The 21593-nt window shown below is 29.8% G+C and carries 20 protein-coding genes; 7 read left to right on the top strand and 13 right to left on the bottom strand.

Annotated features, from left to right (window positions below):
* Positions 1-38: 38 nt before the first annotated feature.
* Positions 39-755 carry a sulfite exporter TauE/SafE family protein gene (locus ACKU3H_RS08745; RefSeq protein ID WP_320033463.1) on the top strand — a complete coding sequence of 239 codons (717 nt, stop codon included), beginning with the start codon at positions 39-41 and terminating at the stop codon, positions 753-755.
* Between the two features lie 21 nt (positions 756-776).
* Positions 777-1943: an MFS transporter gene (locus ACKU3H_RS08750; protein ID WP_320033464.1), complete on the top strand. Its 1167-nt coding sequence runs from the start codon at positions 777-779 to the stop codon at positions 1941-1943.
* Here the strand turns inward: ACKU3H_RS08750 and ACKU3H_RS08755 are convergent.
* Together ACKU3H_RS08755 and ACKU3H_RS08760 are read right to left on the bottom strand one after the other, a co-directional pair.
* A complete protein-coding gene (locus ACKU3H_RS08755) occupies positions 1940-3826 on the bottom strand; it encodes a HAMP domain-containing sensor histidine kinase (RefSeq protein WP_320033465.1) in 1887 nt (628 codons plus the stop codon). The two genes, ACKU3H_RS08750 and ACKU3H_RS08755, sit on opposite strands and share 4 nt — an antisense overlap.
* A 94-nt stretch (positions 3827-3920) precedes the next feature.
* Entirely contained in the window at positions 3921-4745 is an 825-nt protein-coding gene (locus ACKU3H_RS08760; protein ID WP_320033466.1) for a LysR family transcriptional regulator, read from the bottom strand.
* Between the two features lie 94 nt (positions 4746-4839).
* On the opposite strand from ACKU3H_RS08760, the gene ACKU3H_RS08765 reads away from it, so the two are divergent.
* The 5 genes from ACKU3H_RS08765 (at position 4840) to ACKU3H_RS08785 (ending at position 9632) form a co-directional block, all read left to right on the top strand.
* Complete coding sequence (locus ACKU3H_RS08765; protein ID WP_407933689.1) at positions 4840-6027, top strand: YbfB/YjiJ family MFS transporter; 1188 nt, start codon at positions 4840-4842, stop codon at positions 6025-6027.
* Positions 6028-6037: 10 nt separating this feature from the next.
* Entirely contained in the window at positions 6038-6244 is a 207-nt protein-coding gene (locus ACKU3H_RS08770) for a 4-oxalocrotonate tautomerase family protein (RefSeq protein ID WP_320033468.1), read from the top strand.
* A gap of 78 nt (positions 6245-6322) precedes the next feature.
* On the top strand, positions 6323-7765 hold the full coding sequence (locus tag ACKU3H_RS08775) for an alanine/glycine:cation symporter family protein (protein ID WP_320033469.1): 1443 nt from the start codon (positions 6323-6325) through the stop codon (positions 7763-7765).
* 67 nt (positions 7766-7832) lie between these two features.
* Positions 7833-8954, top strand: a complete 1122-nt coding sequence (locus ACKU3H_RS08780) for a HAMP domain-containing sensor histidine kinase (protein ID WP_320033470.1) — start codon at positions 7833-7835, stop codon at positions 8952-8954.
* A 3-nt stretch (positions 8955-8957) separates the two neighbouring features.
* Positions 8958-9632: a response regulator gene (locus ACKU3H_RS08785; protein ID WP_320033471.1), complete on the top strand. Its 675-nt coding sequence runs from the start codon at positions 8958-8960 to the stop codon at positions 9630-9632.
* A gap of 1 nt (position 9633) precedes the next feature.
* Here the strand turns inward: ACKU3H_RS08785 and ACKU3H_RS08790 are convergent, their stop codons facing one another.
* The 11 genes from ACKU3H_RS08790 to ACKU3H_RS08840 form a co-directional block, all read right to left on the bottom strand.
* Entirely contained in the window at positions 9634-10176 is a 543-nt protein-coding gene (locus ACKU3H_RS08790) for a YgjV family protein (RefSeq protein ID WP_320033472.1), read from the bottom strand.
* A gap of 17 nt (positions 10177-10193) precedes the next feature.
* Positions 10194-11348 (bottom strand): N(2)-acetyl-L-2,4-diaminobutanoate deacetylase DoeB2, encoded by a 1155-nt coding sequence (gene doeB2 / locus ACKU3H_RS08795; RefSeq protein WP_320033473.1) that lies wholly within the window; start codon positions 11346-11348, stop codon positions 10194-10196.
* 11 nt (positions 11349-11359) lie between these two features.
* A complete protein-coding gene (locus ACKU3H_RS08800) occupies positions 11360-12394 on the bottom strand; it encodes a proline racemase family protein (protein ID WP_320033474.1) in 1035 nt (344 codons plus the stop codon).
* Entirely contained in the window at positions 12391-13545 is a 1155-nt protein-coding gene (locus ACKU3H_RS08805) for a zinc-binding dehydrogenase (protein WP_320033475.1), read from the bottom strand. Before ACKU3H_RS08805 ends, ACKU3H_RS08800 begins: the two co-directional genes overlap by 4 nt.
* A gap of 174 nt (positions 13546-13719) precedes the next feature.
* Positions 13720-14172 (bottom strand): universal stress protein, encoded by a 453-nt coding sequence (locus ACKU3H_RS08810; RefSeq protein ID WP_320033476.1) that lies wholly within the window; start codon positions 14170-14172, stop codon positions 13720-13722.
* Positions 14173-14183: 11 nt separating this feature from the next.
* Complete coding sequence (locus ACKU3H_RS08815) at positions 14184-15947, bottom strand: TRAP transporter large permease (protein ID WP_320033477.1); 1764 nt, start codon at positions 15945-15947, stop codon at positions 14184-14186.
* 9 nt (positions 15948-15956) lie between these two features.
* Positions 15957-16529, bottom strand: a complete 573-nt coding sequence (locus ACKU3H_RS08820) for a TRAP transporter small permease (protein WP_320033478.1) — start codon at positions 16527-16529, stop codon at positions 15957-15959.
* 90 nt (positions 16530-16619) lie between these two features.
* Positions 16620-17627, bottom strand: a complete 1008-nt coding sequence (gene dctP / locus ACKU3H_RS08825) for a TRAP transporter substrate-binding protein DctP (protein WP_320033479.1) — start codon at positions 17625-17627, stop codon at positions 16620-16622.
* Between the two features lie 93 nt (positions 17628-17720).
* The gene (locus tag ACKU3H_RS08830) at positions 17721-18905 is read right to left on the bottom strand and encodes a M24 family metallopeptidase (RefSeq protein WP_320033480.1); all 1185 of its coding nucleotides are present in this window, start codon (positions 18903-18905) and stop codon (positions 17721-17723) included.
* 28 nt (positions 18906-18933) lie between these two features.
* Complete coding sequence (locus ACKU3H_RS08835; protein WP_320033481.1) at positions 18934-20328, bottom strand: NAD-dependent succinate-semialdehyde dehydrogenase; 1395 nt, start codon at positions 20326-20328, stop codon at positions 18934-18936.
* Between the two features lie 9 nt (positions 20329-20337).
* Positions 20338-21582, bottom strand: coding sequence for a diaminobutyrate--2-oxoglutarate transaminase (locus ACKU3H_RS08840; RefSeq protein ID WP_320033482.1), 1245 nt, complete (start codon positions 21580-21582; stop codon positions 20338-20340).
* Positions 21583-21593 lie beyond the last annotated feature (11 nt).

The raw sequence follows: 21593 nt of genomic DNA on the forward strand, positions 1-21593 counted from the left end.
TTTGCTATTTTACGGTAAATTTATTATAAAGATATTAAATGACAGATGAAATTTTATTAGGCTTAATAACTTTTTTTACTTCAACTGTTGCTGGTGTAATTGGGCTTGGTGGGGGAATGATTTTAATTGCAGTTCTTCCCTCTTTTTTGCCTCTAAATGCTTTAGTTCCAGTTCATGGACTAACTCAATTATCTAGTAATCTAAGTAGAGCATATTTTGGATATAAAGATATAAAAATAGAGGTTATTCCAAAATTTTTATTGGGCTCACTTATAGGGATTTCTATTTTTGCTACTATTTTGTATTTTATATCTTTAGAATATGTTCCTTTGTTTATAGGTCTTTATATTCTACTTTCATTGTGGAGTAATAAATTTAATGAAAAAATCAAAAAATATGAAAGTTATGTATTAATAGGTTTTTTTCAAACAGGTTTATCTATTGTAGTAGGAGCAACTGGCCCTATGGCTACCGCACTTTTAATTAAAGATTATAATGATAAAGACACAGTTGTTGCAACAGCAGCTGCATTGATGTCAATCACACATTTATTAAAAGTTTTTGCTTTTATGTTTTTTGGATTTGTTTTTTTTGATTATCTTGGGATTTTAATTGCCATGATAATTGGAGCAATTTCAGGAAGTTATATGGGAACAAAAATAAGAGATAAAATTGATGGGAAAAAGTTTTTAATATTTTTAAAAATATTTTTATCTATCTTGGCTATAAAAGCAATCTTATCTGTTTTTATTTAAAAAATATTGGAAATAAAATATATGAATAAAATATTTAAATCAAGAGAAGCTTTATTATATATTATGGCAATAGCCATGGTCTTTTCTTTCGCTTCTTGGATGAGTTTACTAAATAATTTTGTAATTGAAGCAGCTTCTTTTGATGGAAGCCAAATTGGAATATTACAAAGTTTAAGGGAGATTCCAGGTTTTTTAGCTTTTACAGTTGTAATAGCTATTATGTTTATTGCTCAACAAAGGTTAGCCTATCTTTCTATGATGTTATTGGGATTAGGGGTTTTATTAACAGGATTTTTCCCAAATGCTTTGGGACTTTATATTACAACTGTTATTATGTCTGTAGGGTTTCATTATTTAGAAACACTAAATCAGTCTTTATCTTTGCAATGGCTAAGTAAAGCAAAAGCTCCAATAATACTAGGAAAAATTACAGCTGCTAAATCTTTTACTTCTTTGATAGTTTTTGTATTAATCTATATTATGATGAAATATTATTCTGTAGAGTATAAATATGTTTATTTGTTTTTTGGTGGTATAACTTTTATAATAGGTATTTTAATTTGGATTTTTTTTGAACATTTTGAAGATGATGTAGTTCAAGAGAAAAAAATTGTACTTAAAAAAGAGTATTGGTTATTTTATGTTTTAACACTTTTAGCCGGAGCTAGAAGACAGATTTTTATTGTATTTGCTGCTTTTTTACTTGTTGAAAAATTTGGAGTTGATATTCATAATATGGTAGCACTTATGTTTGTAAATGCAATCTTAAATATGTATTTTGCCCCTGCTATTGGAAGATTTATTTCTAAATTTGGAGAAAGAACAACTTTAAATTTTGAGTATTTAGGTCTTATAATAGTTTTTATATCATATGCCTTTGTAAATAATGAATATATAGCATTTGCATTGTATATTATAGACCATTTACTTTTTTCAATGGCAATTGCACTTAAAACATATTTCCAAAAAATTGCAGATCCAAAAGATATTGCAAGTGCTAGTGCAGTATCTTTTACAATAAATCATATAGCAGCTGTGTTTTTACCTTTTGCTTTAGGTTTATTATGGTTATATTCAAACTCTTTAGTTTTTATAATTGGTGCTGCTATTGCTGTAATATCTTTTATTTTATCTTTTTTAATTCCAAGAGATCCAAAACAAGGTTTTGAAACAACATTAAAAAACTAAGATATATTTTTCTCTACTAAACTAACCATTTGAGTTTTATCAAATGGTTTTTTTATAGTTTCAAAACCTTCCATCTCATCATTGCTAACTAAAATAAGTTTTTTCTCTTTTGGTAAAATATAAGAATTTAATTGTTCTTTTGTTAAGCAATCCATATCAATAATTAATAAATCACATAATTCTTTGTCAACTTTAGAGATAAAATCTTTTATATTTGAATCTTGTTTTACTTTATATTTTTTGTTTAATTCAATTATCAACTGCATATAATTGATCGGGTCTTTATTTAATATCAAGATATTCTTTTTCTCTTCTTGTTTTGTTTTTTCTTCCTCTTCATCAAATAAAAAGTTTTTTACTTCATTGTTTTTCTTTTTTTCAACTACTTTTTTCTCTTCTTCAATACACTCAGCTTCTTTATTTACTTTATCAAGATTTTTAGGAATTAATACTGTAATTGTAGTTCCAACGTCAATTTCACTTTCTATTTTTATATCACCATTAAACAGTTGAACCAAATCTTTACATATGGCAAGTCCTAGTCCTGTACCACCATATTTCCTTGTAGTACTTCCATCAACTTGTTTGAATCTATCAAAAATTGTGCCTAATTTTTCTTTTTCAATTCCAATTCCATCATCACTGACTGTTATTTTCATAAAATCAGATTCATCTTCTATTATAAGTTTAATTGTACCCTCATGAACAAATTTTAAAGAATTGCTTAGTAGATTTTTTACTATTTGTTTAATTCTTTGTTTATCACTATAAATAAATTCGATGTTATTATCAAAATTAAAAACAAACTCTAAATCTTTTTCTAAAACTTGAGGTTCAAACATATCTTTGATTTCATACATTAATCTTTTTGCATTTAGAGTTTCATAATAAAGTTCAAGTTTTCCTGCTTCTAGTTTTGAAATATCTAAAACATCATTGATTAAAAATAGTAAGTCGTTTCCACAATTATTAATTATTTCAAAGTTTTTAACATCTTTTTCATCAAACTTATTGTTTTTGTTTTTCATCATAATTGAACTGATAAGATTAATAGAATTTAGAGGTGTTTTTAATTCATGACTCATATTAGCCAAAAAATCATCTTTTGCTCTATTTGCATCTTCAAGTGCTTTTTTCTGCAAATTTTGTATCATTGTTAACTGTTTTAAGTTGATAATATCTTCACTGATTTTACCAGACATTTTATTAAAAGCATCTGCAAGAATTGTTAATTCTCTTAGGTTGTTTAATTGAAGTTTGATATGACTTTTCTCTTCATCATGTTCCTCAAACTCTCTAATCCCATCAATTAACTTTTTTAAAGGGATTGTTAAATATTTATTGGTGTAAAATACAATTAAAATCCAAAATAAAAAAGTAAATATTACAAAATAAGTACCAATTCTACTTAACTGAGTAATTACTCTATCTTGATGAATAGACTTTTCTATATAAAACTCAACATCTACAACAAAGTTTGTTTTGAAATAAGGACTGTCATAAATTCTAAATTTATAAGTTTGATATTTTTCTTGACTATAATCTCTTCTATCAACAGGAAAATATATTTTTTTATCTTTTGTTACAAGTAAGATACCACTAATAATCTCTTCTTTTGATATTATATTTAAAGTTTTATATATTTGTATCTCATCTTTTTGCATAACTGCACTTCTAATTTGATCTGAAAATAAAGTTTCTATAGATTTAAGACTTTTTTGAAGTATCTTATGAGATTCTTTGATTTCAACTGTCCCTTGATATACAGATATAATTATAACTATTGTTAAATAACCCAAAAATATTTTTTTGAAGACTAAATAACCTATGGTTTCATTAAAGTTATTAAATATGCTATTGAAGTTATTAAATAATTTTTTCATAACGAACCTCTAAAATATATTTGTATATTATAACTTTAAAATGTATTATAATAGTATTATTTCTAATTTATTTATAGTATTTTTTAGATATATTTTAGATCTTGAAATTTTCTAAATATGATGCTATTTTAGGTATACAGTCTTTCCTACAAACTAGTGTAGTTGGAATATCACTTAACTCTTTTATTTCAATTATTTTAACTCTATTTTTAAAACCAAGCTTCTCTATAACTGTCAGGGGTAATAAGGTTCTACCCATTCCGGCTTCTACACAACTTAGTATAGTTTCTAAACTTCCAAACTCAAAGTTTCTATGTGAACATATACCGTTTTTAGAATAGTGTTTATGAAGGTATTCATTATATGCACACCCTTTTTTAAAAGTTAATATTACATCAGGAACTTTTCCTGTTTTAGGTTCGAGTAATACAATCTTTTCTTTAAATATGTTTAATATATGAAGTTCACTATTTTTTGGAGTATCACTAATAAATGCAATATCTAATTCAAAATTTAACAATTTTTCGGTGATAGTATTTGTTGTACCAGTTATAAGCTCTAATTCCATATTTGGAAAGTCTTTATGGATTTTAACTAAAAAAGGGGAGATTCTTGTTGCTGCGTTTGATTCTGTTGAGCCAATTCTAAGTAGGGGTTGTTCGTCAAGAGATTTCATCTCTAAAATAGTATTTTCTATTTTTTTTATTATCTCTTTTGCATGGGGATAAAGTTTTTCACCTTCAACTGTTAGTTTTACACCTTTTGGGATTCTATGAAAAAGCATATGCCCAATATTTTTTTCCAGCTGTTTTATTCTAGAAGTTACATTAGATTGTGCAAAACCTAAATCTTGAGCTGCTAGGGAGATACTCTTTTTATCTGCAACTACAACAAATATTTTTAATAAATTAGAATCCATATCACTTTTCCTTATATCATATATCATGATTTTATATTTGACTTTCCATCATCTTAAGTGATATTATACACAAAAGTTAAAAAAAGGGAAAGAGATTATGAACTTGCTTGATAGAAATAGTAATAGTGCAATTATACTTGCAGGGATTATATCCATTATCGTTGGTATTGGTGTGGCAAGATTTGTATTTACTTCATTACTTCCACCTATGTTGGAAAATTATCTGACAATTACCTTTGCAGGAGTTTTAGCTTCAATAAACTATGTAGGTTATTTAAGTGGTTCGATTTTTGCTACTTTGATAAAAGACATTAATACAAAAGTAAAGTATTTTAGAATTGGTATGGTTTTATGTATTGTTTCAACTTTAGTATTAGGTATTAGTAATAATGATTTCATTTGGGCTATCTCAAGAGTAGTTGCAGGTTTTGGTTCAGCTATGGCTTTAGTAGTTGGTTCTGCAATTGTTATGACAAAACTAAAAATGGATAATAAAACAAAAGCAATGGGGATACATTTTAGTGGAATAGGTTTTTCTATTTTTGTTACGGATTTAATCACAAGGGCTTTTTTTAGTTTTCAAGATGATTGGAGAGGTGCTTGGGTTGTTTTATCAATTTTTGGTCTTTTTGCAGCTATATATTCTATATATATTTTATCTTTTGACAAAGAAGTAAAACAAAACGTTGTAAAACATAAATTTGATTTTTCACTGTTTTCACCTTTTGTTGTTCTTCTTATTATTGCATATTTTACAGAAGGGGTAGGGTTTGTAGTTCAGGCAACATTTTTACCTGATATTATTAACTCCTTAGAAGGCTTAGAAGGGTATGGAAGTTTTACTTGGACTTTAGTTGGGCTTGCTGGAATACCATCTTGTATAATCTGGATGACCTTAGCTCATAAATTTGGTAGTGTAAATATAATTATAATAGCAATGCTTGTACAAATAGTAGGTATTTTAATCTCTGCACTTACTACAAATGTTTATTTAAATCTATTTAGTGGAGTTTTATATGGGGGAACATTTGTAGGCTTAGTTGCTTTATTTATGAATTTAGGTGGAAAACTTGCAGGTAATAATCCTGTTATATTAATGGGAGCTTTAACTACAGCGTATGGAATAGGGCAAGTTGTTGCTCCTTTATATAGTGTAAAACTAGTAGAGATTTATAGTAGTTACAGCCAATCTTTATATGTAACTGCAACAATCGTATTTTTAGGAGTTATATTACTTTTTATAGCAAAAAATATAGCTACAGATAATCAAAAAACTATATAAGGAAGATAAAATGCCAATTATAAATGTAAAAATGACCCATGAAGATGGTGGAGCTACAAAAGAGCAAAAAGAGCTTTTAGCAAAAGAATTAACACAAGTTTTTGTAAAGATATTTAATAGGGGAGAAAAAACTTGTGTAGTTACTATAGATGAGGTATCAATGGATAATTATGCAATTGGTGGAAAAACAATTACTCAAATCAGAAATAAAGAATAAAGGTAATAAAATATATAGATTTGACACTTTTAACCCTCTTTTGGATGTTAAACTTCTTTTGAATTAAAAGGAGAAATTATGTTAGCAGAGATTAACGATTTTTTGAATAACCTTATTTGGGGTAATATTCTAATCTATTTATTGCCAGCTCTTGGTATATTTTTTACCATTAGTTCTAGGTTTGTACAATTTAGATATTTCTTTAAGATGTTTAATATTTTAAGAGATACTGTACATGATAAACAAGGGCACATTAGTTCTTTTCAAGCTTTAATGCTTAGTGTTGCAGGACGTGTTGGTGGTGGAAATATTGCAGGTGTAGCTGTTGCAATTACACTTGGTGGTCCTGGAGCAGTTTTCTGGATGTGGGTAATTGGACTTATTGGTATGAGTACAAGTTTCTTTGAGTGTTCATTGGCTCAACTGTATAAAGAAAAAGATGGTGAAGATTCTTGTGTATACAGAGGTGGACCAGCTTATTATGTTACAAAGGCTTTAGGCCAAAGATGGCTTGGAATTATCATCTCAGTTCTTCTAATGATCACATTTGGTTTTGCATTTAATGCAACTCAATCATTTATTATCACAACTTCATTTGAATCTTCATTTAATATTCCTACATGGATTACAGGTATTGCTTTAACATTATTATTTGCTTTCGCAGTATTTGGAGGAATTAAAAGAATCACTAAAATTTCTGAAGTTATTGTTCCTATTATGGCTGTTGGATATTTACTTATTGCTATAGTTGTTATTGCTTTAAATGTAGCAGAAATACCAGCTTTAATCTCTATGATTGTACAAGAAGCTTTTAATCCAAGCTCAGCAATTGGTGGTGGATTAGGTGCAGTTATTTTACAAGGTGCAAAAAGAGGAATGTTTTCAAATGAAGCTGGACTAGGTTCTGCTCCAAATGTTGCAGCAGTTGCTTATGTTGCTCATCCAGTTCAACAAGGTATTGTGCAATCTTTTTCAGTATTTATTGACACAATTATACTTTGTTCTTGTACGGCATTTATTATTCTTTTATCTGGTGTTTATACTCCTGGACAAAGTGGAGTAGATGGTGTTTTATTAACACAAAATGCATTGATTGAACATCTTGGACCTTTAGGTGGATATTTTGTAACAATTGCATTATTACTTTTTGGATTTTCATCTATTTTATACAACTACTATTTAGCAGAAAACAGTCTTAACTTTTTTAGTAAAGGAAATAAAATCTTATTTACTATATTTAGACTTTTTGTTGTAGGTTTAATTATTTGGGGGTCAATGCAAGATTTAGGTTCAATTTTCTCATTTGCTGATCTTTCTATGGGATTATTAGCAGTTATAAATATGATTGCAATTGCTCTTTTATATAAACCAGTATTAAGACTAATTAGAGGATATGATAGACAATTAAAAGAGGGTAAAAACCCAGTTCTTAGATATAACGATTATAATGAGTTTAAAATCGATAAAGATATTTGGAAAGAGATTGTTGATAATATTAATGATATTAGGTCAAATAAATAAAGTGTAAGTAAAAGCTTACACTTTTTATATATAAAAATTTGATATTATAAATAAAAAAAGGCTTAAAATGTTTAATAAAGAGGGAATTCCTTTTTTTGTTATTATGATACCTTTTTTAAGTATTATATTTATAGCCTTTTTTAGTATCTCTTTTTATATGAAAATAAGTGATGAACGCTTTGAAAAAGAGTTAAAAGAGTATAAGGTTTTATATTTAAAAAATAACTCTATTGAAGCTTTTCATATTGAAAAAAATAAAAAAATAAAAGAGTTTGAAGAAGAGAAAGAAAAGTTTATAGAGTTTGTTGAGGTCTTAACGGTAACAATACTTGTTTTTATGGCTTTATTTACACTTTTAATGAACTCGATTATTAATGAAACAATAAAAAAATATAAAAAACAAGTTGAAACAAAAGAGAAAAAACTACAAAATCTAAATAAAAATCTGGCTTTAAAAGTTAAACAAGGTATTGAAGAAGCAAAACAAAAAGATAAAGCTATATTGCAGCAATCAAAACTTGCTAGAATGGGTTCAATGATTAGTATGATTGCCCACCAATGGAGACAGCCTTTAACAGAGCTTTCAGGTATTTTAATGGAGTTAGAAACAGCAACTAGATTTAAAAAAGTAAATGAAGAACATATTTTAAACTCAATTGAAAGAAGTGATAATATGATTGAGTTTATGTCTAAAACAATTGATGATTTTAGAAATTTTTATAAACCAGATAAAAAGAAAGAGAACTTCTTTTTACTTGATTCTTGTAAAAGGGCAATAAATCTTATAGATGCAACCTTGGAAGAAAATGGTATAAAATACGAAATTGATGTAAAAGAGGATAGAGAGATTTTTGGATATCCAACAGAATTTTCTCAAGTTATATTAAATCTTTTAACAAATGCAAAAGATGTATTAATTGAAAAGCATGTAAAAAACCCAAAAATAAAGCTTTTGATTGATAAAAAAGGTCTTAATAGTATTATTGAAGTAAAAGATAATGCAGGTGGAATAAAAGAGGAAAATTTTGAAGAGATATTTGACCCATATTTTAGTACTAAATCCTCATCAAAAGGTACTGGCTTAGGACTTTATATCTCTAAGCTTATTATAGAAAAAAATATGGGTGGTGAACTTAGTGTTTATAACAATAATGATGGTGCAGTTTTTAGAATAGTATTAGTAGGGTAGGGAATGGAAAAAGAGTTATTAGAAGAATTAAAACAGTTATCAATTTTATGTGTTGAAGATGAAGAGGGGATTAGGAAAGTCATAGTTGAGACTTTAAAATATTACTTTGATGAGGTATATGAAGCAAAAGATGGCAATGAAGCCTATGAAATATACCAAGACTATAAACCAAAAATTATATTATCAGATATTCAAATGAAAAATTGTGATGGAGTTGAACTTGTAAAAAAGATAAGAGAAGATGATTTAAATACAATTATAATAATGCTTACAGCTTATTCAAATGAAGAGTATCTAATGGAGTTGATAAATTTAAATATAAGCCATTATATTTTAAAACCATTAAATGCAAAAAAATTAAATGATGCACTTATTAAACTTTTTAGTAAAAATAGCTTAATAAAACTATCTGAGCACTTAAGCTTAGATTTGAAAAAAAGAGAATTGATTTTTAAAGATAAAGAGATTATTACACTAAGAAAAAGAGAAAAAGAGTTTTTACATCTTTTATATGAAAAAAAAGGAGCTATCCTTTCTTATTATGAGATAGAAAGTGAGCTTTGGATTGATAAAGAGATGACAAGTCATGCTCTAAAATCTTTTATAAAAGAGTTAAGAGCAAAGTTGCCAGAAAATATCATAAAAAATGTACCCCAAGAGGGATACACTTTAGTTTAAACTAATTATCACTTTGAAAAAAGTCTTTAGTTTTTTCTAACATCTCTTTTGCTTTTTTCTCCCTTTTGTATTGTCCAAAAAAGTAGATTAAAGCTACCATACCTAAGGCATCAAAAAGAAATGCAAACCAAGCTTCTACAAGTAAAGCATAAGTTCCCCAAGATAGTGTAGAAGCTAAAAGTAACAGTTTCATTTTTAAAGAGTCTTTTGAGATTGTAGCTAGTGGGGTAGTAATTGATGCAATTACTAACAACAATCCTTCATACTCTTTTAGTCCTAGTAAAAGAAAAATAGAAAAAAATGGTATTGAATAAAGTATCGTTTTTTCTAATTTCTTATATTCTAATGCTCCAATATAATACATTATTGCAATAATAGCAGATTGGAAAACCCCATGCATTCCTCCACTACTATACAAATCAGGAATTATTAAAAGAACTGAAGTTCCTAATAATATTTTTGTTTTAATTAAATCTTTTATAGCCATTCCAATAGCATTGAGAATAATTGCTAGAATACCTAAAAAAGCAATAGCTGCCGACATCATATCTTTTTCTTTAATCAGAAATCAAAATTAGCAAGTTTCATTAATGAAATACTTACTGGTTTAATTAATTTGTCATTAAAATCATAATAAACATTATGACAAGCTTTTTGGTGTTTCTCTTCCCCATCATCACTTCCAATTAAAGCAAAAGCTCCAGGGATAGTATTTAGGTAATAACTAAAATCTTCACTTGCCATAATAGGAGTAGCAATATCACTTTTCCAATTTTCTCCTAGAGTTTGACTTAAAACATCTCTTACTTTAGAAGCTTCATTTTCATGATTTATTGTTGCGTTATATCTGTCTCTTAATTCAACATCTACATCAACATTGTATCCTATAGCTACACTTTCAGTAATCTGTTTTATTTGTTTAAATACTTTCTCTTTAATCTCTTTATTTGGAACTCTAATACTACCTTCAACTTTTGCAATATCTGGAATAACAGTTACTTCACTTTTTGCATCAATTGATGTAACTGAAACTACAGCTGTATCTTGAGGGGCAACTTGTCTTGCAACTATTTGTTGTAAAGCCATTGTTACAGCAGATGCTGCTAAAACTGGATCACGACAAATTTCAGGTTGAGAAGAGTGTCCACCTTGTCCTTTTAATGTGATATGAAAAGTTCCATTCCCTGCCATTACTGTCCCATCAGGACATACAGCTTGACCAAATTTAATTGCTGGCCAGTTATGCCAACCAAATATCATATCAACACCTTCTAAACAGCCCTCTTCAATCATTTTTTTAGCTCCATGTCCACCTTCTTCTGCTGGTTGGAAAACTAGTGATATTGGATTTGGTAGCTTATCTTCATTTTGTTTTAACCAAATAGCTGCAGCAATAAGTGTTGCAGTATGACCATCATGACCACAAGCATGCATACATTGAGGTTTTGTTGATTTATATGCCACATCAGTTTTTTCTTCTAATGGAAGTGCATCAATATCTCCTCTTAATGCTATATGAGGTCCTTCTTTATCTTGTGCTAAAACTCCCACTGTTCCAGTACCTGCATAAGTTTTATATTCAATATTATGCATATCTAAAATTTCTCTTATTGCTTTTGCTGTATCGTTTTCTTGCCATGTTAATTCAGGATTTTCATGTAATTTATGTCTAAAATTCGTTGCAAACTCTACTACTTCATCAAAATTTTTATACATATTAATTCCTTTTATAAATTTTTAATTATTTTTGTTAAACCCTTATATTGTGTGAGACAATCATCATAATTTACTATAATTTGTGATTTTGCGATTATATAACTTTTACCAGTTGTTCTATTTTTTATCACCTTATAACCTTCACATTTCTCAACACTATCAAAGGTTCCAATAAATTTTGTTTCTCTTAAACTTACAGTTTCTAAACTATCACCTGGCTTAATTTTATTTTCATATTCTAAATATGCCAGTCTAGCAGAAGTACCCGTTCCTGTGGTACTTCTACAAATAACTCCTGGGTGTACATATGTTGCCGAACGTGAGGTATAAAAGTTTTCCTCTTTTTTTTCAACTTCACCCATATAGTGTAAAAAAGGAACAGGTCCAACATCACCTAAAGCATAATGTTTTAGTGATTCTTTTTTTCTTACTGCTTCAATTATCAAATAAGCAGTATCACTTAATTTTTTTTCTTCATCAATACTTAGATTAAACCCTAACTCTTTTGCTTCTACTAAAATATAAAAACCACCGCTGTAAGCTATTGAATAAGTGATTTCTCCTAACTCTTTGATAAGAATTTTTTCTTTATATTTATGTATATAACTTGGTAAGCCTTCGCAAGTTATTGATTCAACTACTCCATTTTCTACTTTTGCTTCAATATCTACAAGTCCAGCTGGAGCTTCTAATTTAAAATTTAAGATTCCATCTTTTTTCTCTACAAGACCATTTTCTATAATAGCTGTTGCCGTACACATTGTATTTGAACCAGAATATATAGGATATCCCATCACTTCCATAATAATATATCCTGCAACTGCTTCTTTATTTTTTGCAGGTACAACTAAATCTATAGACATCTCAGGGATTCCATATGGTTCAAAAAGAAGGGTTTTTCTTAAGTCATCAGCTTCTTTTTGTAGATATAACATTTGTTCTCTAACACTATTTCCTGGTAATTCACTTATTCCTGTAAAGACTATTCTACTTACATCACCACCTGCATGGGTATCTATTAGTCCTATTTCATGAGCTTTTGTCATGATTTAGCCTTTAAAGAGTACTTTTTACCATGCTCTTCCCATTTTGAATCAGGAACTATTACTATTTTCCCTAAGTAGCCTTTTCCTCTAGATACAAAATATTTTTCTGCTTCATGAAGTTGTGATAATTTAAAAGTTGCGTGCAAAATTGGCTTTAATTTTCCCTCTTTTATCCATTGCATCAATTGTTTTGCTTCATTTCTAGTACCATGTGATACTCCATGAATCTCAACTTGGTAAAGATATATTTTTGACCATAATATTTCTGTAATATTATATGAACTAGCTCCTGCAATACTAAGTCTTGGATAATCATCTCTTTTTTTCATATCAACAATCATAGTATCAATAAAAATATTTGTATACTCTCCACCAACTAAATCCATAACAGCATCAATATTTTCACCATTTGTTGCTTCAAGTATTTTTTCATATAAACTAGATGGATCTGCTCTATCTATAACTTTTTGTGCTCCAAGTTCTAGTAGTTCTTTCTCTTTATCTTTTGAACTTATTGCATAAGGAATTGCTCCTAATACTCTACACATTTGTATTAAAGCAGTACCAACTCCTCCACTAGCACCACTTATTAAAACTTTATCTCCAGCTTTTACTCTTGAGGCATTTAACATTCTAAAACCTGTTTGATATGAGCACATACCTAAAGAGGCTAGTTGTGCATCGTCTAAATCTTTATTTTCTATTGTATAAAAGTTTTTTGCAGGTATTGCAACATATTCAGCATAACCACCATTTGCTCCATGTCCGTAATAATCTGGTGTCAGATTTAAATCTAAGTTTTCTGATAAGTAGATATTAAAATCAACTAAGCCTCTTTTCCCAATTAAGTTTTTATCTACATCTATTGCTGTATCTACAACAGTTCCAACTATATCTGCACCTTGTATTCTTGGAAATTGAAAAGTATCATCTCCTGTCATATTAAAAGAGGTGATTTCATTTTTATTATTGTCATCAACAGGGTATAAGCCCTCTCTAGCTTTTCTATCTGTATTATTTTTTGCTGTAGCTGTAACTTTTATAAGGACTTCACCATTTTTTAGTTTTGGTATATCTACATCTTTATAAACTAAATTCTCTATTCCTCCATGGCCCATTAAAACCATAGCTTTCATTGTACTGTTTTCCATAATCTCTCCAGTAAAAATTTATTAATATCAATCTATTTGTAAAAAGCATACTTTTTACAGGAGTAAGACCTAAAGAATTACTCCTTCTTTAACTGGACGAATAAGCTACTTTTGAGTATACACGGTTAAATCCATATATACTCAAAATCTTTTTTAATTCAATTATTTTTTTCATCATACTACAAGGACTGGTATATCTGCTAATCCAGCAACTTTATGTGAAACTCCTCCTAATAAGTATCCACTTAAATCGCCTTTACCTTGTTTACCAATAATGATAATATCTATATCTTTATCTTCAATAAACTCTAATATCTCTTTAGCAATTTGTCCTATACGAACAAAACCTTTAACATTTTCTTTTTCAAGGCCTTGTTTATAGGCAATCTCTTTTGCTTCACCTACAATCTCTTTTGAATATTCCCCTAAAGCATCTTCAAGGTTATAAGCTTTATCATTAATCTGTCTTGGTAACATTGATAAAGAACCTTCAATAAAACTATGGTGTCTAAATACAGATAAGATATTTATTTGGGAATCATTTTTTAATGCAATTTGGCAAGCTAGTTCTAAAGCCTTGTTTGCTTGATCTGAACCATCTGTTGGTACTAAAATTTTTTTAAACATCTTATCTCCTTTTACTCTACAACTTTTGGTGCTAAACCAAGCATACTTTGAATACTATCAAATACACTAACATCTCTAAATGCAACATCTCTTAAAAATAGGGCAATCTCTGGGATAAATATTAATGCAACTGAAACACTTAAAAGTATTAAAATAAATGGTGGTGTTCCTTTTATAACTTCTAAATATGGTCTTTTAAATACAGCAATTGCAGTGAAGATATCACAACCAAAAGGTGGTGTAGCTGAACCAATAGCTACTTGTAAAGTAATAATAGTACCTACTAATACTGGGTCTAAACCAACTGAATTAACTACAGGTGCAAAAATTGGTACAAGAACTAATATTACAACTATAGGGTCAACAAACATACATCCAACAAAAAATGCAATTGAGATTACAAATAAAACTTCATATGCACTCATTGAAGTTATACCAATGGCATTTAAAATCTCTTGAGGTACTTGTGCAAAAGATAAGACCCAAGCAAAACCAGCACCTGCTCCAACTAGGATAAATACAACACCTGTCACAAGTCCAGTTGATTTTGCAGTCGCATAAAGATCTTTTAATGTCATTGTTTTAAAAACAATACCTTCTAAAAATATAGCATAAGCAACACTAACAGCAGCAGCTTCAGTTGGACTAAATATACCACCAAATATTCCACCTACAATAATTGCTGGAAAACCTAATGGCCATAATGCCTTGTAAACTGCAACACCTCTTTCTTTCCAAGTTGCTTTTGGTTCTGTTGGAATATTATGTCTATATGCATAGATAATACTATAAATAGAAAATAGAAATAAGATAAGAAGCCCTGGACCAATTCCTGCAATGAAAAGTTCAGGAATAGAAGTTTTTGCAACAATTCCGTAAATAATCATTCCAATACTAGGTGGAATTAAAAAGGCAATATCACTTGAATTTACAATTAAAGCTAATATAAACGAATCTTTATATCCACCTTTTTTTAGTCTTGGTCTAAGTGGTGAACCAATTGCAACAACAGTTGCTTGTGTTGAACCAGAAACTGCACCAAACATAGCACATGCTCCAGCTGTACTAACAGCTAAACCACCTTTGATATGTCTAACAAAAGCCATAACTAAATCAATAAGTTTTTCAGCAGATTTTCCTCTTGTCATAATGTCAGCTGAAAGTATAAACATAGGTACTGCAATGAGCGCTGCTGGTCTAATCCCACCCATCATTTGTTGAATTAGAAACTCCATTTTTGAAAAGTCTGCATCAAAAAGAAGATAAATTCCAAGTGTTGTACCTGCAATAAGTGGTATCATCATAGGAAATCCAGATAGAAGAAGAATAACCATTAGCACAAAAATTGAAACGGCAAGATGTTCTTTTAAAAATTCACTTAATTTAAAACTTGTATCTTTGATTGTATCTTCACTTAAAAGATGTCCAATTACTTTGTCTTCATTATCAAACATCTTTACATCGATAGATAATTTACCATCACTTAGATTAGTAATATCTATATCTTCCACTTCCCAAAAACCTTTTTTATCTGATTCCTCTTCAAGTTTCATTGTATTTGATTTTGAATCTGTAACAACAATATCAACATTTTTCCATTTGTGAGATTGAAAATCTTCAGACTCTGCTGATCCATAAATTGATAGTTTTAGTGTCTTTGTGTCTAAAATCACATCATCTAAATATAAAGTAATTTCATCTTTTGCAAAGCTTGGAATAGATATAGCTAGCAATAAAAATAAAGTGATAAATATTTGTTTAAAATTATTTTGCATACTTCTTCCTTAAACTTCTATATCATTTTTTGCATCGCTATATCCATCTTTTGTACAAGTTGATAGATATACATCTGATTCACTAAAATTTTTAATTACTGTAAAAAAGTATTGTAGTCCAGTAACTGTAAACCCAATTGGAACCCATAAATAAACATAAAAAACAGGAATACCCAATGCTGGAAGAATTCTTCCACTTTCATAAACTTCTATGATATATCCGTATGAGTATTTAGCTAATATAAACATAAATATTGAAGTGATAAGAGAGATAAAAATCATAGCAATTTTTCTTTGTTTTGTTGGCATTGCATCATATATTGCAGACATTCTAATGTGTCTTCCATTTCTTGCAGCGTAACTTAGTCCTGCAAAAGTTACAATAACTATAAAAATCATATTAAGTTCATCAGTAACAGTTAAAGCATCATTAAAAATAAATCTTGAAATAACAGCTGCTATTGTGGTTACTGCCATTGCAATAACACCTGCAGCTAACATTAGCCCTTCAAATTTACCTAAAATATTATCAAATATATCTAAGGCTTTTATAAAAGGATTTTTTTTTGTATTATCATTCATATTAGTTCCTTTTTACCATAGCAGATTACAAATATTTGAAATCTACTATAGTAAATCCACGAAATGTGGATTACTATAATTTATATAAGATTATTTTGCATTTGCTTCAGCAGCTGCTAAATCTTTCATCATTTGTTCCATTACTTTTTTATTTGATGCACTTTTTGATGCAAAAGATTCTTGAACAGCTTTAGCTTTTTCTTTGAATACTTTTCTTTCATCTTCTGTTAATGTAACAATTTTATATGTTGGATTTGTTCTAATAATTCTTCCTAATCCATAAGCATCTAATTTTTGAGCTTCACTTAAAATAGTTTTATGTGCAAACTCTGCTGCTTTTTGAACAAGCTTTTTATCTCTATTAGATAAACCATCATAGAATTTTTTATTTGCACTTACTGATGCATTAAAGTGTCCATGTCCTGTGTATGTTAATACTTTAGTTAAATCATCTAATCCATAAGCTTCAATCCAAACTGTTGGGTTTTCTTGACCATCTACCATACCAGTTTTAAGAGCACCTACTAAATCACCCCAAGACATAGGTTGTGGTGATGCACCAAATGCTTCATATGTTTCAACTAAAATTGGAGAACCTGGCATAACTCTCATCTTTTTACCTTTTAAATCTGCTGGTGAATGAAACTCTTCAAAAGTTGTAACTGCCATCTCACCTTCAGGAAATACAGATAGAAGTTGTAAACCATGTTTATTAAATATTGATGGTAACATCTCATTAATTACTTTAGAATTTTTGAAAAAATAGTCTAATTGTTTAGTATCAGTAGGCATTACATAAGGTAATGTAAAAATATCCATTTCTGGGATTGTTCCACCCATATATCCTGTTGATTGACCTAAAAATTGAATTAATCCAGCTCTTGTTTGCTCCATTAAGTCTGTTTCTTCACCTAGGCTTCCTACTTTATATAGTTCAATTTTGTTTCTAGAATTATCTTCAATAAAACTTTTGAATGCTGTTGCATAAATACCTTGTGGATCACTTGTTCCCTCTCCAAATGCATATTTCCATGTATCTGCACTTAAACTTGTAACAGTGATAAGCCCTGCTACTACTAAACCTTTTAATAATTTCATCTTAAATTCCTTTCTATATTGTTTTAGTTTTAATTTAGTACTTATTTCTCAGTGTGATTTTTTTAATTATCATACCTCCTTATTGGATTTAATCTATTTTATAAATAACTCTCTAGGAAAATCACAAAATGTTTCAACCCCTGTATCTGTTATATAGATACTTTCTGTTATCTCCATTCCCCAATCATCTTGCCAAATTCCCGGCATAAAGTGAAAAGTCATTCCTGGTTCTAAAACAGTTAAATCTGTACTTCTTAAACTACACGTTCTTTCACCCCAATCAGGTGGGTAACTAACTCCTATTGGGTAACCATATCTGGCATTGTTTCTATCTATACCAAATTTTTTCATTACAGACTCTGCTGCATTTGCAATATCGCAAGTTCTATTTCCAGGTTTTGCCATTTCAAGTCCTGCTGCAATAGCTTCTACTAAAGCTTTTTCCGCATCTAAAAATTTTTGTTCAGGTCTTCCCATAAAAATTGTTCTAGACATAGGTGCATGATATCTTTTATAACACCCTGAAATTTCAAAGTATGTCGCTTCTTTTCTTTTAAAAGGTCTTTCATCCCAAGTAATATGTGAAGCAGAAGCATCAGCTCCAGATGGAAGTAATGGTACAATTGATGGATAATCTCCACCATAACCATCAACTCCTTCAATTGCTGTTTCATATATTTGTGACACCACATGACTTTTTGGAATACCAACTCTAACCACATCTAATACTCTTTGATGTATTTTTTGGGTGATTTTTCCAGCAATTTTCATATACTCAATCTCTTTTTTAGACTTGACACCTCTAGCCCAATTCACTAGGTTATTTGCATTTATAAAGTTTGCATTTGGAAGAGTTGACATAAGTCTAAAATGAGCTTCTGCTGTATAATAGTATGTGTCTCTTTCTGTTGCAATAATACATTTTGTCCACCCTTTTTTATTGAAGATATTTTCTCCAATCCAAGTCATAGGGTGTTCATCTAAATTTTGCACATATTTTTCAGGATAACCATATAGGTTTTCCTCTTTCATAAAACATTTAATTAATGCAGCATTTCTATCCATAAGTCTTCCGAACCAAATAGGTTCCTCTTCATCAAGGGAGATAATAACCCCTTGATGAACGTAGAAAGACCAACCATCATATCCTGTTAACCAGTTCATATTTCCTGGGTCTGTTGCAATTAATACATCAATTCTTCTTTGTTGCATCATTGATTTAACTTTTCTTACCCTTTGGATATATTCTTTTTTTGTAAAAGGCAACTTAGCTTTCATATCTTTTCCTTAAATATTTCCCCAACTACTACTTAACAGGTCCTACCCAAACTTGTTGAGTATTTACGAACATTCTAATACCTTGTGGTCCTAACTCTTTACCTAATCCTGATTTTTTAGCTCCACCACTTGGAAGTCTAGGGTCTGATTTTACGATTCCATTAATTGATACTTGACCTGTAACAATTCTTCCAGCTAGTTTTTTAGCTTTTTCAACATCAGCTGTCCAAATAGACCCACCTAAACCATACTCTGTTGCATTTGCAATTTTTATTGCTTCTTCAACATCTTTTACTTTTATAATAGAAGCAATTGGTCCAAATGTTTCTTGACAAGAAACAACCATTCCAGGTTCTACATCAGCTAATACTGTAACAGGGAAAAAGAAACCTTTACCTTCAATTCTTTGACCACCTAAAACTAGTCTTGCTCCAGCAGCAACTGATTTATCAACCTGCTCATGCATCTCTTCAACCAATTCACGTCTAGCTATTGGACCAATAGTTGTTGACTCATCTTTTGGGTCACCAAGTTTTAATTTTTCAAATCTTTCTTTTAAAAGAGCAATAAATTTTTCATAAATAGGCTCTTCTACAATAATTCTTTTTGCAGCAATGCAAGATTGACCTGCATTAATATATCTTGAAAGTACAACTACATCAGCTGCATGTTCTAAATCTTTTGTGTCTGCTAAAATAATAGCTGGGTCACTTCCACCTAATTCTAAGACAACTGGTTTAATTTCACTTCCAGCAATTGCTCCAACTGCTGCACCAGCTTTTGAAGAACCTGTTAAAGAGATACCCATTACGTGTGGATGTCTAATAACATCTTCTAAGATTTTATGACCTACCATTAGATTTTGAACTACATTTGTAGGAAAACCTGCTTTTTCAAAGGCTTCAACAATTCTAATTGCACATAAAGGAGTATGCGAATCATGTTTCATAATACAAGTATTCCCAGACATAAGAGCAGGTGCTAAGTATCTAAATGCTAACCAAAATGGAGCATTCCAAGGTAAAACACCAACTGTTACACCCAAAGAGATATATTGAACATAACTCTCTGTTGCATCAGATTCTAAATACTCAGGTTTTAAATAATCTTCTCCAAAATCTGCATAATGTTCTGCTGCCCAAGCTGCTTTATTTACTTCACCTCTAGCCTCATTTATAGGTTTACCCATCTCTTCTGTCATTGGTAAAGCATAGTGATCAAGATTTTCTTTCATCTCTTTTGCAACGGCTTTTAGTAATTCTGCTCTTTGTTCATAAGTAGTATTTATCCATTCATTTACATAAGCCTCTTGAGCCTTTTCTATCATATCCCTAGCTTCTTCTTTTGTATGCATAGGAACTTCACATACTGTCTCTTCAGTATAAGGATTGATTGATTTAAAGTGTGTTGAACTGTATCCCATAATTTCTCCTTAACCTAAAGCTGCTTCTACTGAAGCTGTAAATCTTTTTAATCCCTCTTCTAAAATATCATCTTCAATAGTTAAAGGAGGAATAAACTTAATAATTTCACCTGTAGAGCAAGCTCCAATAACAAGTTTATTTTCGAAACATTTTGTTGTAATAGCTTTTGCTGTTGCAGGAGAATCAAACTGAATTGCTAACATCATACCTTTTTGTCTTACATCAACTACTTGAGAATATTTACTATCTAGTTCATCAAGAACTTTTCTTACAATTTCACCTTTTCTTTTTGTTTCATTGTTAAAAGTCTCATCTTTAAAGAATTCAATACCAACTTTACCAGCTACATAAGATAATCCTTGACCTCTAAATGTTCCTGTATGTTGACCTGGACCCCAAGCTTTATCGTGCTCTGGTTTGTTGATGCACATACCAATTGGAGTTCCTATACCACCAAGACCTTTTGCTAAAACAATAATATCTGGGTCTAAATCCATATCATCAAAACTAAAATAGCTTCCTGTTCTACCACTTGCACCTTGAATATCATCAAGAATTAAAAGTGCACCAGTATCTTTAGCTAACTTTTGAACTGCTTGAATCCACTCTTTTGAAGCTTCATGAACTCCACCTTCTGCTTGTAAAGGTTCAATTAAAAATGCAGCTGGTGGAACAAGACCTGAACCTGTATGTTCTATTTGTTGTCTCATAAGTTCTAATGCATGCATATCATTGAATGTACCTCTTATGACATTGTTTAGAGGAACTCCTGAAGAGCTTCTAAAAGCATTATTAGCTGTACAAGCTAATGCACCTAAAGTCATACCATGGAAACCTCTGTGAAAAGCTACTACTTCAGTTCTTCCTGTTACTTTTCTAGCTAATTTTAAGGCAGCTTCAACTGCATTTGTTCCTGTAGGACCTGTAAATTGAAGTTTGTAATCACCCATTCCACGTGGCACTAAAATTGTTTTTACGAAAGTTTGAATAAAGTCTCTTTTTACATCAGTAAACATATCTAAAGACTGGATTACACCATCATTTTTTATAAACTCTATAATTGCATCTTGCATCTCTTGATTGTTGTGACCAAAGTTTAAAACTCCAGCTCCAGCAAAAAAATCTATATAATCATCGTTGTTTTCATCTATCATTACTGCATTTTTTGCAGATTTAAATACTGTAGGTACGGCTCTACAATATGCTCTTATCTCAGATTCGTGTTGTTCGAAAATATTTGTTTCATTTGCCATTTTTTTTCCTT

The organism is Halarcobacter sp. (genome assembly GCF_963675975.1).
GTDB lineage: Bacteria > Campylobacterota > Campylobacteria > Campylobacterales > Arcobacteraceae > Halarcobacter.

Excerpts from the sequence above, each read along its gene's own strand:
- ACKU3H_RS08800 (WP_320033474.1), bottom strand. The coding sequence starts at position 12,394 with ATGACAAAAGCTCATGAAATAGGACTAATAGATACCCATGCAGGTGGT.
- ACKU3H_RS08805 (WP_320033475.1), bottom strand. The coding sequence starts at position 13,545 with ATGGAAAACAGTACAATGAAAGCTATGGTTTTAATGGGCCATGGAGGA.
- ACKU3H_RS08810 (WP_320033476.1), bottom strand. The coding sequence starts at position 14,172 with ATGTTTAAAAAAATTTTAGTACCAACAGATGGTTCAGATCAAGCAAAC.
- ACKU3H_RS08745 (WP_320033463.1), top strand. The coding sequence starts at position 39 with ATGACAGATGAAATTTTATTAGGCTTAATAACTTTTTTTACTTCAACT.
- ACKU3H_RS08770 (WP_320033468.1), top strand. The coding sequence starts at position 6,038 with ATGCCAATTATAAATGTAAAAATGACCCATGAAGATGGTGGAGCTACA.
- ACKU3H_RS08840 (WP_320033482.1), bottom strand. The coding sequence starts at position 21,582 with ATGGCAAATGAAACAAATATTTTCGAACAACACGAATCTGAGATAAGA.
- ACKU3H_RS08785 (WP_320033471.1), top strand. The coding sequence starts at position 8,958 with ATGGAAAAAGAGTTATTAGAAGAATTAAAACAGTTATCAATTTTATGT.
- dctP (WP_320033479.1), bottom strand. The coding sequence starts at position 17,627 with ATGAAATTATTAAAAGGTTTAGTAGTAGCAGGGCTTATCACTGTTACA.
- ACKU3H_RS08815 (WP_320033477.1), bottom strand. The coding sequence starts at position 15,947 with ATGCAAAATAATTTTAAACAAATATTTATCACTTTATTTTTATTGCTA.
- ACKU3H_RS08775 (WP_320033469.1), top strand. The coding sequence starts at position 6,323 with ATGTTAGCAGAGATTAACGATTTTTTGAATAACCTTATTTGGGGTAAT.
- ACKU3H_RS08835 (WP_320033481.1), bottom strand. The coding sequence starts at position 20,328 with ATGGGATACAGTTCAACACACTTTAAATCAATCAATCCTTATACTGAA.
- ACKU3H_RS08750 (WP_320033464.1), top strand. The coding sequence starts at position 777 with ATGAATAAAATATTTAAATCAAGAGAAGCTTTATTATATATTATGGCA.
- ACKU3H_RS08760 (WP_320033466.1), bottom strand. The coding sequence starts at position 4,745 with ATGGATTCTAATTTATTAAAAATATTTGTTGTAGTTGCAGATAAAAAG.
- ACKU3H_RS08755 (WP_320033465.1), bottom strand. The coding sequence starts at position 3,826 with ATGAAAAAATTATTTAATAACTTCAATAGCATATTTAATAACTTTAAT.
- ACKU3H_RS08780 (WP_320033470.1), top strand. The coding sequence starts at position 7,833 with ATGTTTAATAAAGAGGGAATTCCTTTTTTTGTTATTATGATACCTTTT.
- ACKU3H_RS08820 (WP_320033478.1), bottom strand. The coding sequence starts at position 16,529 with ATGAATGATAATACAAAAAAAAATCCTTTTATAAAAGCCTTAGATATA.
- ACKU3H_RS08790 (WP_320033472.1), bottom strand. The coding sequence starts at position 10,176 with ATGTCGGCAGCTATTGCTTTTTTAGGTATTCTAGCAATTATTCTCAAT.
- doeB2 (WP_320033473.1), bottom strand. The coding sequence starts at position 11,348 with ATGTATAAAAATTTTGATGAAGTAGTAGAGTTTGCAACGAATTTTAGA.
- ACKU3H_RS08830 (WP_320033480.1), bottom strand. The coding sequence starts at position 18,905 with ATGAAAGCTAAGTTGCCTTTTACAAAAAAAGAATATATCCAAAGGGTA.